This window comes from Candidatus Poribacteria bacterium (assembly GCA_026702755.1).
Classification (GTDB): Bacteria; Poribacteria; WGA-4E; order WGA-4E; family WGA-3G; genus WGA-3G.
The window spans coordinates 1-13,890 of sequence record JAPPBX010000119.1; the positions used below are offsets into that span (position 1 = coordinate 1).

12 protein-coding genes and 2 rRNA genes are annotated in these 13,890 nt (G+C 48.1%); 11 read left to right on the forward strand and 3 right to left on the reverse strand.

Annotated features, from left to right (window positions below):
- The 11 genes from OXH39_23710 to OXH39_23760 form a co-directional block, all read left to right on the forward strand.
- Window positions 1-1,015 (forward strand): 23S ribosomal RNA (locus OXH39_23710); the annotation flags it as partial.
- A 60-nt stretch (window positions 1,016-1,075) separates the two neighbouring features.
- A 5S ribosomal RNA gene (gene rrf, locus OXH39_23715) occupies window positions 1,076-1,192 on the forward strand.
- Between the two features lie 274 nt (window positions 1,193-1,466).
- Window positions 1,467-1,979, forward strand: coding sequence for an FxLYD domain-containing protein (locus tag OXH39_23720; protein MCY3553477.1), 513 nt, complete (start codon window positions 1,467-1,469; stop codon window positions 1,977-1,979).
- A 169-nt stretch (window positions 1,980-2,148) separates the two neighbouring features.
- Window positions 2,149-2,631 carry an FxLYD domain-containing protein gene (locus OXH39_23725; GenBank protein ID MCY3553478.1) on the forward strand — a complete coding sequence of 161 codons (483 nt, stop codon included), beginning with the start codon at window positions 2,149-2,151 and terminating at the stop codon, window positions 2,629-2,631.
- Window positions 2,624-3,256, forward strand: coding sequence for a carbohydrate binding domain-containing protein (locus OXH39_23730; protein MCY3553479.1), 633 nt, complete (start codon window positions 2,624-2,626; stop codon window positions 3,254-3,256). The genes OXH39_23725 and OXH39_23730 overlap by 8 nt, the downstream gene beginning before the upstream one ends.
- A gap of 344 nt (window positions 3,257-3,600) precedes the next feature.
- Entirely contained in the window at window positions 3,601-4,383 is a 783-nt protein-coding gene (locus OXH39_23735; protein ID MCY3553480.1) for a LamG domain-containing protein, read from the forward strand.
- A gap of 80 nt (window positions 4,384-4,463) precedes the next feature.
- Window positions 4,464-5,003 (forward strand): pyridoxamine 5'-phosphate oxidase family protein, encoded by a 540-nt coding sequence (locus tag OXH39_23740; GenBank protein MCY3553481.1) that lies wholly within the window; start codon window positions 4,464-4,466, stop codon window positions 5,001-5,003.
- On the forward strand, window positions 4,996-5,130 hold the full coding sequence (locus OXH39_23745; GenBank protein ID MCY3553482.1) for a hypothetical protein: 135 nt from the start codon (window positions 4,996-4,998) through the stop codon (window positions 5,128-5,130). Before OXH39_23740 ends, OXH39_23745 begins: the two co-directional genes overlap by 8 nt.
- Window positions 5,131-5,186: 56 nt before the next feature.
- Window positions 5,187-7,784, forward strand: coding sequence for a T9SS type A sorting domain-containing protein (locus OXH39_23750; protein MCY3553483.1), 2,598 nt, complete (start codon window positions 5,187-5,189; stop codon window positions 7,782-7,784).
- Between the two features lie 50 nt (window positions 7,785-7,834).
- Window positions 7,835-8,650 (forward strand): hypothetical protein, encoded by an 816-nt coding sequence (locus OXH39_23755; GenBank protein ID MCY3553484.1) that lies wholly within the window; start codon window positions 7,835-7,837, stop codon window positions 8,648-8,650.
- Between the two features lie 106 nt (window positions 8,651-8,756).
- A complete protein-coding gene (locus OXH39_23760; GenBank protein MCY3553485.1) occupies window positions 8,757-10,046 on the forward strand; it encodes a SidA/IucD/PvdA family monooxygenase in 1,290 nt (429 codons plus the stop codon).
- Between the two features lie 22 nt (window positions 10,047-10,068).
- Here the strand turns inward: OXH39_23760 and OXH39_23765 are convergent, their stop codons facing one another.
- The 3 genes from OXH39_23765 to OXH39_23775 all read right to left on the reverse strand — a co-directional run.
- Window positions 10,069-11,865 carry a hypothetical protein gene (locus OXH39_23765; GenBank protein MCY3553486.1) on the reverse strand — a complete coding sequence of 599 codons (1,797 nt, stop codon included), beginning with the start codon at window positions 11,863-11,865 and terminating at the stop codon, window positions 10,069-10,071.
- Window positions 11,866-11,882: 17 nt separating this feature from the next.
- Window positions 11,883-12,653, reverse strand: coding sequence for a hypothetical protein (locus OXH39_23770; GenBank protein ID MCY3553487.1), 771 nt, complete (start codon window positions 12,651-12,653; stop codon window positions 11,883-11,885).
- A gap of 125 nt (window positions 12,654-12,778) precedes the next feature.
- On the reverse strand, window positions 12,779-13,890 hold a 1,112-nt coding region (locus OXH39_23775; protein MCY3553488.1), incomplete at its 5' end, for a phosphate ABC transporter substrate-binding/OmpA family protein.

Sequence of the window (13,890 nt, forward strand, 5' to 3'; positions counted from 1 at the left end):
TGAAGCTCTGGTAAACGGCGGCCGTAACTATAACGGTCCTAAGGTAGCGAAATTCATTGTCGGGTAAGTTCCGACCTGCACGAATGGCGTAACGACATGGGCACTGTCTCGGCGAGAGACTCGGCGAAATTGTAATACCGGTGAAGATGCCGGTTACCCATACCAAGACGGAAAGACCCCGTGAACCTTCACTATAGCTTGATATTGGGTTTTAATGTTGCATGTGTAGGATAGGTGGGAGACTATGAAACTGGTGCGCCAGCTTCAGTGGAGTCGCCCTTGAAATACCACTCTTGTTGCATTGGAATTCTAACTCCGGCACGTGAATCCGTGTCGAGGACAGTGTCAGGTGGGTAGTTTGACTGGGACGGTCGCCTCCCAAAATGTAACGGAGGCACCCTAAGGTTCCCTCAGTGCGATTGGAAACCGCGCGTAGAGTGTAAAGGCAGAAGGGAGCTTAACTGCGAGACGGACGCGTCGAGCAGATGCGAAAGCAGGGCTTAGTGATCTTACGGTGCTGTGTGGAAAGGCCGTAACTCATTGGATAAAAGGTACTCCGGGGATAACAGGCTAGTCGCCCCCAATAGCTCGTATAAACGGGGCGGTTCGGCACCTCGATGTCGGCTCGTCACATCCTGGGGCTGCAGCAGGTCCCAAGGGTTCGGCTGTCCGCCGATTAAAGTGGCACGCGAGCTGGGTTTAGAACGTCGTAAGACAGTTCGGTCCCTATCTGGTATGGGCGTAGGATATTTGAGAGATGCTGCTCCTAGTATGAGAAGACCGGGGTGGACGTACCTCTAGTGCACCAGTTGTCACGCCAGTGGCACCGCTGGGTAGCTATGTACGGAATGGAGAAACGCTGAATGCATCTAAGCGTGAAACCTCCCTCAAGATAAGATATCCCACAACGTTAAGTTGGTAAGGCTCCTTCGAGATAAGAAGGTTGATAGGCCAGATGTGTACGCCGTGTGAGCGGTTCAGCTAACTGGTACTAATAAGCCGAGGGCTTGATAACTTCCTTTCTTCTACCGACCCCTCATATTCTATACAATTGTCAAATATTCTTATACACCTTTCCGGTGGCTATAGCGAAGGGGACCCACCCGTACCCATCCCGAACACGGTAGTTAAGCCCTTCAGCGCTGATGATACTTCGGGGGCGACCCCGCGGGAAAGTAGGTCGTTGCCGGGAAACCTCTTGAAGGGCAGGTTATAAAACCTGCCCTTTTTCTTTTTTAAAGACTTCTTTGAATTCTCTTTAGCAGCGGACTTGAAGAGGAAATCCGTAAGTCCTAAGTAAACTTTTTCTCACGCAAATCGTTTCTATACGATAGGAAGGACGAAATTATGAAACGCAAAACGTATATTTTTACATACAATTGGAGCGCACACCAAATTGATGTAAGGTTTCAAACTTCCTCAACAAATGCGGAAGGTGTGTAAGTCCAAAGAAAAGGAAGTATATCATGAATAGCCATTTGAGAATTCTGACAGCAATCGCTTTTATGCTGATATTGATAGCCAGTATGACCGGATGTTCAAGTGATGAAGAAAATTCCATTACAACAAGTCCAGTCGCTGCTGGCGCAAGTGACGAAGAGTCGTCAGTCCGATACGGTCTTGCCGATACATACGATAATGTCCGAAACGGTGCCCGTCTGGTTATATCCTATGATGCGGCAACCGATGCCTTTACAGGCACTGTTACAAATACGACAGGTGCGATTTTACCACAAGTTCGCGTCGAGGTTCATTTATATGACGGTACGGTCACCGTTGATGAACTCGGTCCAACACCGAACGTTGACCTTAAGCCCGATGAATCGCACGCTGTCACACTTCCGGTCGGAAGCCAATCCTTTACCGAGTGGGTAGCACATCCGGAAGTCGGTCCCAGCAGTGGAGGCGGCGGTGAAGGTGCTGAAGGCGGCGGTGAACACGGCCAAGGTGGCGAAGGTGCTGAAGGCGGTGGTAATTAAGCCCGGGACTTCAGTCCTGATGCAACTTCGGAGAGGACTCTGTTAGCAGATTCCTTCAAGGGAGCAATACACCTATTGCTCCCTTTTTCGTCTATATATTTGCTAACCCCGAATGTGTTGTTTAAAAAATAACGTTTACAATTCCTATTTTTCACAGAGAGGTACATTCATGAATCCGATTTATGGTGTTCTTGCTGCAAGTGCCATCATATTGGTGGTCAGTATAAGTGGGTGCTCTAAAAAGGAAGAGCTGTCTGTTGGAGATGGCGGTGAAGAATCTAACGTTGAATTCGCATTGGATGAGCAATACGATAAGGTGCGTAAAGGGGCCCGACTCATTTTAAAGTACGACTCACAAAGCAATGCCTTCAAAGGCACCGTCGCAAACACCACAGACGAAAATTTGAAGCAAGTTCGGGTTGAAGTCCACTTATCAAACGGCGTGGAACTCGGTCCAACAACCCCAGGTGACCTTGCTCCCGGTGAAAAAAGAGAAATCCTACTCACTGCGACAAGCACGGATTTCGACGGATGGACTGCGCATCCTGAAGTGGGAGAGGGTGAGCACGGTCATGGAGAAGAAGGTGGTGAGCATGGCGGAGAGGGGGAAGGTGAACATGGTCATGAAGAAGAAGGTGGTGAGCATGACTAAGAGATTTTTGGTTTGCATCTGTTCACTTGTATTGATATGGCTGTTCGGATTCGCAACGTTTGCTTATGCCGAGAAACCTCCAGAAAATATCCTCAAAAACGGCGATTTTGACCTCAATCTTGAAGGATGGCACCACTGGACGCATGCCGATGCCGCTGCGCTTTTCCAAACCGAGGGTAAAAAGGCGGAACCGATCGCCGGAAAGAAGGTTGTCTATGTCAAAATTAGCAAAGCGGGCGCGCTATGGCACATCCAATTCTATCAACAACCTTTCACGCTGGAGAAAGGTACGACCTATACTTACAATTTGTGGGCGAAAAGCGAAAAGCCGAGAACTGTCGTAATGCGCATTCTTCATCAAGGGGATCCGTGGAATGAATATGCGAGGCAGACAATCAATCTGTCTGAAGCGTGGAAAGAATTCTTCATCACGTTCAAAATGACGGCAGATGATGCGAATTCGCGCGCTGGCATAATCATGGGCGAACAAAAAGTGGATGTCTGGCTTGATCATATCCGTCTCTACGAAGGCGAACATGTAAGCGACATCGAAGGTGCTAAACCACAAGCCGTTGACCCCTCAAATAAATTGACAACAACGTGGGCTGCACTTAAAGAGTTGTAGGATGGATCTCCCAATTCCGACTGCTAACCCTTAATGGATAGAGGTTCTGAAAACCCGTTGTCACTAAGAGTTTGTTGGGTAAATCGAATAGCAATGCAATTAAGCAAAGCGAACTTTTTGTTTTCTAATACGTCTAATCCGATAACAGAGCAATTCAATTGTTGCCTGCATCGGCAAGTCTGAATGCTTTCTTTAAAGGTAGTCAAACGCAAGAAATTAAGGCTACTGAGGAATTGAACTGCTTTGCTGTGTACATCAGTGTTAAGTGAAATCAGTGGACGGTTTGTTTCCACCGAACGAGTACATTGCACATCATGGGTTTACGATACCCAGGAGGTGAATAGATGAAATTCGGTCTATACTTTGCGCTCTTTTGCGCGGCGGTCCTTGTCTTTGCAGCCGTGTATACGGAGATAGCACACGCACAATCGATTGAAGACGGATTGGGAGGGCATTGGACTTTTGATAAGGGCGATACCGATGCCAAGGTAGCCAAAGATGCCCTCGGTGAAAACGATGGAGAGATTAAAGGTGCCCCCAAGATTGTAGAGGGCATTGTTGGCGATGCGCTCAGTTTCAACGGTAAAGAGGATTATGTCGTCATGGGGCCAGCCACCACGGGACAGGATCTTACCTACGCAATGTGGATTAAACCCGTAGCACTGCCCGCTGGTCCGAAGGTCATCATTTGGGACGATGATCCACAAGGCGGCGGCGATTCATGGCTGGAGCTTTTAGCAGATGGCACAATACAAACCCAGAGAGGGGGCGATGGGTTCGGTGTCTTCAAAACTAAGACGGCTGTCGAAGCCGGGGAATGGACGCACGTCACGTTTGTGGCTGCTGGCAAGGACGAGAAAAAGTTCCTCTACCTCAACGGTGAACTTGATGCCGAGGCGGATGGAAAGATAAACAGTCGCGACACGCGGAGCCATGTTGTTGTCGCGGTTGGACACGACCGCAACGCTTTTATCAAGCCCTTCTATTTCGAGGGCGAGATTGATGATGTTGCTGTCTACCATCGTGTCTTAGATGACAAAGAGGTTATGGAGAATTACCAAATCGCCTTTGACGTTGAACCGGCAGGGAAACTTGCGCTCACGTGGGGTGCCATCAAAGCGCATTAAATTCTTTGTAGAAGCGGTCGGGTGTATGGTATACTATATCTATATCCGACTGCTTTCTCAAATGGGAGAATTTTATAACCATGGCGAAGTTATACACTCAAATTCCTCAAAAGCTACAGCAATTTATCAAGGACCAAAAAATCTTCTTCGTCGCGACTGCAACAGCCGACGGCAGAATCAATCTGTCTCCCAAGGGTATGGATTCCTTACGCATCCTTGATGCAAACCGCGTCGCTTGGTTAAATGTAACGGGGAGTGGGAATGAGACCGCCGCGCACGTTCAAGAAAACCCACGCATGACGCTTATGTTTACCGCTTTTGAAGATAACCCTATGATCCTCCGCCTCTATGGTACTGCAAGGGCTGTCCACAAAGACGATGCTGAATGGCAGCTGCTCTTTCCGTTGTTCCGACCACTGCCGGGGGCAAGACAGATTTTCGATCTCAATGTTGACCTTGTGCAAACCTCCTGTGGAATGGCGGTCCCGCTTTATGACTATGTCGGTGAGAGAGAGCAGCTCAACGCATGGGCAGAAAAGAAGGGTGACGAAGGTGTAGAAACATATTGGAAGGAGACGAACCATACCAGTCTTGATGGAAAACCGACCCGCTTTGCTTGAGACAACAAAACCTCAACCTAAAGAAAAAACTCTTTTTGATAACGAAGAAAGTCCCTTAGAACTCCATCAGGACTTACGCAGCTTCCTCGCTGGCGAGGTTTCAAACCTCGCCAGCGGCGTGTGGTAGTCGCTGTTCGTAAGAAAGTTGCGTAAGTCCTATCCATAATTAAAAATATGAAATTGTTGTTTATTTTTATCATCGCGCTCTCTATAGTATTCTCATCCGTTGCATACACGCTTCCACCGGATCCCGAACTCCAAAATGCTATCCAGACTGCTCGGCAATTCGCCAATCTCAAACCGAGGTATACCCCAAGCGAAATCACAGAATGTGCGACTGATAGTTTTGTCACCCTCGCCAAGAATTGGCAAAACTTGCCTTCTGTGCACCGCCAGCAGCTGAAGGGGCTTTTCCTGCGCCCCGGACTCCCCGGTAGTTTCTTCGGTGAGGTGGAGCTGCCAGCAAAATTCAACACGCCACATTTCAGATTCCATTACACGCGTATCGGTCCACATGCACCACCCCTTGAGGATTTCCACCCACGCAATGGCGTTCCCGATTATGTTGATCTCTGTGCCGATGCGATGGAACGTGCGTACCACGTCCAAATTGATCTGATGGGATTCAAGGTGCCTTATATCGATTTTTGGGCAGCACAGAACGGTGGCAATCATAAATATGATGTCTACCTCTTTACCTTTCCTGCGCTCGGTATCACGACAGCGGACTGGTTTGAGGGACGCGTCTTATCCACTGCCCTAACTGTTGCGCCCTATTTCATGATCAACTCTCGTATCTACGATTACGTTGGGAAAGCGGAGGGGATTCGCTATCTTGAAACAACCTGTACGCATGAGTTCCTGCACGGTGTCCAGTTTGGATATAATGCCTATATGCCGACATGGTTCATGGAAGCGTCCGCAACTTGGATAGAGGTGATGACGTATGATGGTGGGGTGATTGACGATGGCGATACACTTCCCGATCCCGATGAACCGAACGAAACCAATTCCTATAACTATTACATCCACCAGCTCCGTCGCTGGTTTCTCATTCCCGATATTTCCCTTGAGAGTCGCATCGGCGACCACGAATACGGTTCCGTTATCTGGACCTTATATATGGCGGAACGGTTCGGATACGATATCGTCCGGCAATTTTACAGAAACACTACCGATGGTAGTTATCGCGAGATGGGCAATTTCTACGATGTATTTACGGACAACGGCACCACGCTCGCGGAGGCATTCAAGACCTTCACGGTGTGGAATTATTTTACGCATACCCGCGCGAATACGGCAACTGGAATGTCGGGCTATAGGAATGCCCATCGCTTTCCGCCGATCGCTATTCATCCTAACGATGTCCACACGAGTTATCCAGTTCATGCCGATTTCGATTCAGAGTCGATGCCTGAGCATTTCTCGTCACGGTATATCGTCTTCCGTCCGGCAGGTATTATGCCAGAATTCGCAATTAAAATTGATGGTGCAGACCTCGCGCCGATAAATCTTGGTCGTCTTCCGCCTGAGGATCAACAGAACATTCAGAGTGAACTGCAGCGACACAGTGGTACCGGTTTGCGTGGGTGGGCTGCCAAATTTATCGTTAGGAAACGGAATGGGACCACTGACATCAGAGAAGCCTTTACCTATCAACGTTCCCAAGAAGCGCAGATGACCTTCAAGGATTTCGGGGGAGACATTCAGGAGATTACCCTCATCTTAATTAATATGCACCCTGATGTCGAACGCGTCGTGATTCCGGGTGGCAGTTTTGGCGGATCTGTTAGTTATACAGCGGGCGCGCCGTCGGCTGGAACACTTTCAAACGCGCGGGTCTCTCAAGGCACTAATGGACCCATTGTAACGTGGAATGTTGAAAACCCGACGGGTATTCGAGAAGTCGTAATCGTCAGAAAACGCTCTCTACTACTACGTGAAACGGATGTCCCTCAACCTTTTGAGAATCCTGATGAGGTGCGCGCCGCTGCCGATAGCGATGATAACGGTATTCCTGAAGATGATATAAACATCGTCGGACGCGTTGATGTGACACAAACTCGGTTTGAAGATCCCACTATCTTTGATGGGATTGATGTTGATAGCGAATTCTTTGATCCAAACAACTTCCATTATTACTACGCTGTTGTGCCTGTTGATGCGATAGGACTTATGGGCACGCCGAGCATTGCTCCGAACGGTATTATCCCAAGCGTGGATACCACAAGCGCAGCACCTGCTTTCTTTATTGATACCCAACCGCACGGCACGGGTGAGTGGCGGGTTGAAGTCCAAAGCACGCGACCGCTACAAGCCGCACCCCACTTGATAGCGGAGAGTCCTGATAACAACGATTATACTGTCGTTTTAACACAGGAAACTGAGACGAAATGGCTTGGAACACTCCGAACAAACGGATTTCCGCCGACGGGTATCTATCTCTATAAAATTCGTGGACAATCCGCTGCTGGTGTAACAGGCACCCAAATCTGGCAGGGACGAACTTTCAACTATATTGCGAACAGCGCGCATCGGAATGTTATGGTGGCACCGAACCCGCTTTATGCAGGGCAGGGTAAACACCTCACCTTCTATCCGAAGGGATTGACTATTGAAATCTACGATGCTTTGGGAAATTTAATCAAAGTGCTGAATAGTGCATCTGAATGGGATTGCACAAACGCACGTGGCGAAATGGTCTGCACTGGGCTATATTTCTTCCGGGCAACCGATGAGAACGGATTCCAGAGTACCGGCAAATTCTGTATAGTAAAATGATGGAAAGTTTTCAGTTTTCAGTTTTCAGTTTTCAGTTAAAGAGGAATCTGATGTGTATCAGGGGTCTCTTACCGAAAACCATTATATTCCTTTTACTTTTTCTCGTGGGTTGTGGGGATGAGGGCCTGGTTGATCCGCACGGTGAAACAACGCTGCCACCGCCTGAGACAACAGGTTTCCATGCTGTTGATTTTCCAACGGCTACAGGCTCTGCGTGGACCTATATCAATGTTGATACCAATCAGGAATTTACAGTCCGGGTTGAAGGCACGCGCGATATCAGTGGCACAACACATCGACAGATGACGATTGGCGCACTTACGACTGAGAAACCGGACGAGTTCACCCTCGAGGCTGTTGACCACTTGTCAGCGAATGCCTATTATTTACGGTTGGACACCGAGTTTCATGAAGACTTCCCGTATCCACTTTTAGCCACTTACTTTTTCAAAACCCCGCAGGCGTTGATAGAATCCGCTTTCGACATTGTTCTTCCTATTGATAATCCGATATATCACCAAAAGCATTTCCCGCCGCGCCGTCTATTAGATTTTCCGCTGGAAGTCGGGAAAGAGTGGGTCGTTTTTGAGAAGACTGTTGGCATACCTGTCACGGTCACACGCTATGTAGCAGGCAAAAATGAACGGGTCACCGTCCCCGCGGGTAGTTACACCACTTATGTGGTTCATGAAGAGGTGGTTTACGGGGATAGCCCGGAACCGTCGGCTTTCTTGATTAGTCCGCCCGCAGTTTATTGGATCGCGCCATCCGTTGGGATCGTCCAGTATCGTTACAGCCGTTACCGCGCCACTGCTGAACTCTTCTCACAGACTTTCGCTTTGAAGAGTGTTTATCTGCCTGAATAGTTATCAGTTATCAGTGGAATAGCCATCAGCAGTCAGCAGTCGGAAACCGTTCGCTTTCAGGCACGCTTTTGTCGCAATCAGACTTCTTACCGATGCCACAAGTCTTATGAACACACAAACAAAGTTACTGATGGCTGACAGTTTCCGAAAGCCGATAGCCATTCCCACTGACAACCATTTAGCACATCGGAACGTTCCAATTACCATCATCGGTGGCGGGATACATGGTGTCGCTATTGCGATTCGGCTGCTCCGTGACATGCCGACAGCAGCGAAATACCTCGCAATCCTTGACCGACATCCGCAACCTCTTGTCCAGTGGCGATGTAAAACGGAACGCCAAGGCATGACCTTTCTCCGTTCCCCTGCTGTTCATCACATTACGCCTGATGCGTTGGGTATCGTTGAATACGCAGAGCGTCACAACCGAACAAATGAATTGGCACCGCCATATTCACAACCCTCTACGCAACTCTTTTGGGATTTCTGCAACGCTGCGCTTGCCGAATTGGAGACGCGCAAGGTCTATTATCAGTTTGATGTGGCAAAATTGCGGTGGGACAAAGGCGCGGGTCGGTTTCCGTTCCGCATCATCTCAACGAATAATCAAGGGTTTCGGAGTCGTTGTGTCATCCTTGCTATCGGGGCTGACGACTGTGCTTATGTGCCACCCGAGTTCGTCCAATGGCAACGTCGGTACCCCGATAGGGTTTTACACGCCTCTCAATTTACAGTGAATTGTGAGGAGGCGCGAGATAGTAAAGACAAAATTGTTATTGTTGGTGGTGGATTAACGGCAGGGACACTTGCGAAGAGTCTCAGCGTGCGCGGACATAGTATAGCATTGATTGCTCGGAAGCAGTTAAAGACGGAACAATTCGATTTTCCGCCGGTGTGGTTAGGTCCCAAAGCACTCACCGAGTTTGCGAACGAAACCGATTTTCGGCGACGCTACGGGATAATTCAGCAGAACAGAGGGGAAGGGAGCATTACGCCTGATATTATGGAGGTGTTGCTGGATACTCCGAATGTTGACATCTATCCTAAGACCTGTATCCGAAACATCGTTGCGACGGGAAAGTATCCGCAAACACAAAGGCTGCGGGTTGAGACGACGCGTGGTGTCATCGCTGACGTATCTCGCGTTATCCTCGCAACGGGATATCGATTTGACCTTCGCTGTTATGGATTTTTGAGAGAACTAATCACACAACATCAAGTTCCGCTTGTGTGTGGACTCCCACAGCTTGATACGGATTTACAACTCCATCCAATTGAGAATCTCTTCGGAACTGGCACCATCGCGCAGCTTCAGATAGGTCCGGCTTCAGGCAACATCGCTGGTGCGAATCTCGCTTATGAACGCCTTCGCGAACAATTGCTCTTATATCTGTAGATGCAATTCTCAATTGTTTCTTTTAGATGCTTGGAGCCGCCGCAGCCAATTTTTTCCAGCGCGGGAGAAACGCCTCTGTTAAAAAACTGTCAAGCTGCCAGATATTCTGCTGCGGGTTTTTTTCAAAATAGGTGCCCATCGCCAATACCAAGATATCCTTGAAACCACACGGTGTTTCGATCTGTGAAAGATCTTTATACGCCTGAATAAGGGCGGTGTGAATGCGGAGAAAGTTCAGTGCCGCGAAGCTAAACGCGTTCAGTTTCAATTGACCGGTTTCGGTTTGTTCCCAACACCATTCCGGTTGATAAAAGGAGTGAAGCTGCTCTTTACAGAGTTCGACAGCCCTACTGAGGACTTGCGAAAGCTCCGTGTGTCGTGTCGTATTGTTTGGAATATCAAGTTTTTCGCAAATTTCCTTATGTAATTGCTGTTGTGTCGATTCAGAGGCAACCCAATTTTGGAAAACTTCGGAGGCATGCCCAAAGCAAGTGCGTAAGTCGACGAGGGTCAAGTCCAGTTTACTCGGAAATGCTTTGAGTAGGGAGGAACTCGGCAACAGATGTTCCTGTTCAGGGTGTAATTCCAAAAACTTGTATTCTACGACATCCGCGAGCATTTCTGCGAGAATAGGCGTGAAGGCGATGATTGTGCGTTCGTACAATTCCGCATCAATAAATTGCTGTAGTTTGACTGCATCAAGTTCTATTGCTCCGGTCTCATTTTTGACAAATGTATCAGCGAACGAAGTCTGCTTCCCCATAACGGAAGCCGTTTCCGTTAAGGATAGTGGACGTTTGAACAAAGTTAATTCCGTGTAAGGTGCCTCAAAGTCGAGTAGACTTTCCTGCCACTGATGTCCCCAAGTATCGTGAATTAGATATTTGTCAAGTTCTGCTAAGGGAAGAACGCCAATCATACGCGTCAGTGTGGACGTGACCAATTCCAAAGGCAGTTCGGTGTCAGCGGAGATCTGCTGACGCAAGTTTAAGTCTAAATCGTCTGCGTCAAAAGTTCCGAACACGGGGAAATGTGCAAAGGGTTCAACCTCCCAAATTTTTCGGAGGAATTTTTCATGATAGGCTGTAGGGTGTTGTGGTGAATTGTGTTCTCCACTCTGTTCCGCTGTGGAGGTGTTGGCCTCCTGTGCCTTCTCCTGTGGCTCAGTTGGGAGACAAAAATAGAGGGCGGAGGAAGTTTTCACCAGTTTCACATCGCCTGTTTCAAAAGGCGCGCCCGGATATAAAGACTGAAAAAGTTGTAAAATACCTGTGTCGAGTTTCGGGTTATCGGACACCAGATTAAAGCGCGTTTCTAAACTCTTCATAATTTGATGCCGATGGCGAAGTGGACTCGTTCGTGTGGCCAGTTGCTCGGTTAGCCTATCCAGAGTTACCGAATCCAGATTGAATGTCCGTTGGAGCCGGGTTTTTAAATTTTCTCGTTTGTCTGAGGTCGTCGGAGCATCGGGCGTAAAGAGTGTGAAGGTTTTGGAACCGGCGGTATCTAAATTTTCAATCTCTGGATGATGTACTAAAGCTGGATAGTGTTCAAGGGATAGCCAAACAGCTTCAACGAAGGCGGTGTCTAAAATCGCCTCATCGCAATATCTCGGTACTTGTCTCGCACGGGCACGCGTATCGGCTATTAATTCATTATGATGTGTGTAGAATGTTTTGAGCGTTTCGGTTGAATCGGTTTTCTGTTCTTTTTTTTCTTTATTGATTTGCTGTGTGAGTAATTCAAATATCTTTAAACGTTCTAAAACAGGTTCCCAGCTGCTGGAGATGTTATCGTGGTGCCATGTGTATAGCGTCATAATTTTCTTCCTTTGATTTATTTTTCTTCGGATTCCTCATCTTTTGTTTGAGAGGTATCATAATCATGAGATAGTGTTAATTCTCGTATCTTCGCATCAACTTGTTTGGCAAAAGTAAGACTTTCGTCGAGTTCTGATCGGAGGCGTGTAAGTTCTGTCTCATCGCTTTCAGGATTGAGCGTTAGCACCCTGGCGTAGAGGTGTGAAAGTTGAATGATCGTCTGTTGAACATCTTTAATCTGTTGTTCTCGATGTTGTTGAAGCACACTTTTAACGGTAGTCCCCAATTGCGTCCCCGTTGATTTTTGGTGCATTTTAAGCGTGTCTTTCAAACACTCGACTGCTTGTGTAAAGAGTTCAGAAACTTTGTTGGTAATGTCGGCTCTGACGGTAATCGGAAGGGTTCCCATCCATCCGTCTCCACCTGCTTCCTCCTGAAAGGATGTGTGCAAGGCGCGGAGTTCTTCGAGCATCGTCTCTGTTCGTGCATCGCCATCGGCTTCAAGTTGTTCACGTAAAGAGTTCAGGGCTTCTTCTTGCTTTTGATGGACCTCCTGAAGAATCTCGCTATGAACCTGTTTGGCTATGTCGTCTGTGCCGGTAGCCCATTTGCTAACCAGAGTCCCGATAGGTACCAAGATGCTGAGAATCGCACTGCCGAATAGATAGAGAATCTTCGGTTCTAAGTTGAATATCCAAGATGCAAAAGCGATGGAGCCGCCTGCGGCAAAAGGAAAGATAACGTAAGAATTGCCAAGAAGATGGAGTAGGAATTTCTTCCGAAACAATTTCCGATCAATCAATTTCTTTATTAGTTATCAGTTATCAGTTGCCAGTTGTTAGTTAAGAGGTGTCTGATGTAATCAAGATCTCTTTAACTGATAACCGATAACCGATAACTGACAACTGTTCCTCAATACGGTTTTCCGAGAAGCTCGAATGTAACACTTTGTGCGGCTGCCCCGCGCATCTGGGTGGAGGTCTGATTGCTTGCAATGGCGCGGATACGGTGGTTTGCGATCCCAAAATCTCTCAGGGATTGTGCGGCTGCCTCAGCACGTTGTAAGGCGAGCACCCGATTTGCCGCGGGATCCCCCTCCTGACGTGTATGTCCTACGACTCTGAGATAGTACTGTGGAAACGATTTCAGGTTTGCTGCAAGTTCTTGCAGTGCACGTTTACTACCTGGGAGGATCCGGGCGTTCCCTCTTCCGAATTGGATGGGGTCTACTTTCATGGCTGCAACGGGCGCGAGCGCGTTCCAGTTGGCATCGGAAAGTGGGTTCAATGCGGCTTCTTCTCGAACTTGTTCCATAGGGGTGGAGCCAACAAAAATGCCGTCTAATCCATCATTACCGCTTGCGTTCAACATGCCCGGATGGAATTTATCGTGGTGGAGTGAGCGCAAAATACCCTCAAAGAAGAGCTGCTCATAATTTCCTGACACCGGATCGGCAGAGATTGAATTCGTCTGCACCAGTACCTGTGTAATTTTAGCGATCATCGCTTCGAGCCTCTCGGTACCTTTTGCCTCTGTTGAGGGAATTATGCCGAAATGCGCGTAGTTCTCAACCGTGTTCCGCCATTCAATCCCTTTGACCAATTTATCTGTCTCATTTCGGGTAAGTGAGTCGCCATATCGCTTTGCATCCGCTTGAATTAAGGAGGCTAATCCATCGGGTTGATTATTGTAATCATAGTTGGCTCGGAGATACGCTTGGACAACAGGCGTGACGAGTTCGCGTTGTGAATCCAAAAAACTGCGCTGAACCACTAACACATCAACAATGTAGCCTTTCAGTTTTGAACTGTCTAACAGCAAATGTACGCCTTCGATAGCGAGTGCTTTCGTCACGTACGGTTCCCAAATGACATAAGCGTGCGGCTCATCAGGGTCGGCGGACTTGAGTTGCTTATAGGCATCTTCAGCCCCGTTTGTCTCCACTGCCCACGCAGTGGGCAAACTTGGCAGACTCATTTTGTTAATCATAATTCGCGCAAGCGTTTCACTCGGTGAATCGGGTG

Bases quoted from the DNA above. Each gene is read 5' to 3' on its own strand.
- OXH39_23755 (MCY3553484.1), top strand. From the start codon at position 7,835: ATGTGTATCAGGGGTCTCTTACCGAAAACCATTATATTCCTTTTACTT.
- OXH39_23740 (MCY3553481.1), top strand. From the start codon at position 4,464: ATGGCGAAGTTATACACTCAAATTCCTCAAAAGCTACAGCAATTTATC.
- OXH39_23725 (MCY3553478.1), top strand. From the start codon at position 2,149: ATGAATCCGATTTATGGTGTTCTTGCTGCAAGTGCCATCATATTGGTG.
- OXH39_23720 (MCY3553477.1), top strand. From the start codon at position 1,467: ATGAATAGCCATTTGAGAATTCTGACAGCAATCGCTTTTATGCTGATA.
- OXH39_23760 (MCY3553485.1), top strand. From the start codon at position 8,757: ATGAACACACAAACAAAGTTACTGATGGCTGACAGTTTCCGAAAGCCG.
- OXH39_23765 (MCY3553486.1), bottom strand. From the start codon at position 11,865: ATGACGCTATACACATGGCACCACGATAACATCTCCAGCAGCTGGGAA.
- OXH39_23735 (MCY3553480.1), top strand. From the start codon at position 3,601: ATGAAATTCGGTCTATACTTTGCGCTCTTTTGCGCGGCGGTCCTTGTC.
- OXH39_23730 (MCY3553479.1), top strand. From the start codon at position 2,624: ATGACTAAGAGATTTTTGGTTTGCATCTGTTCACTTGTATTGATATGG.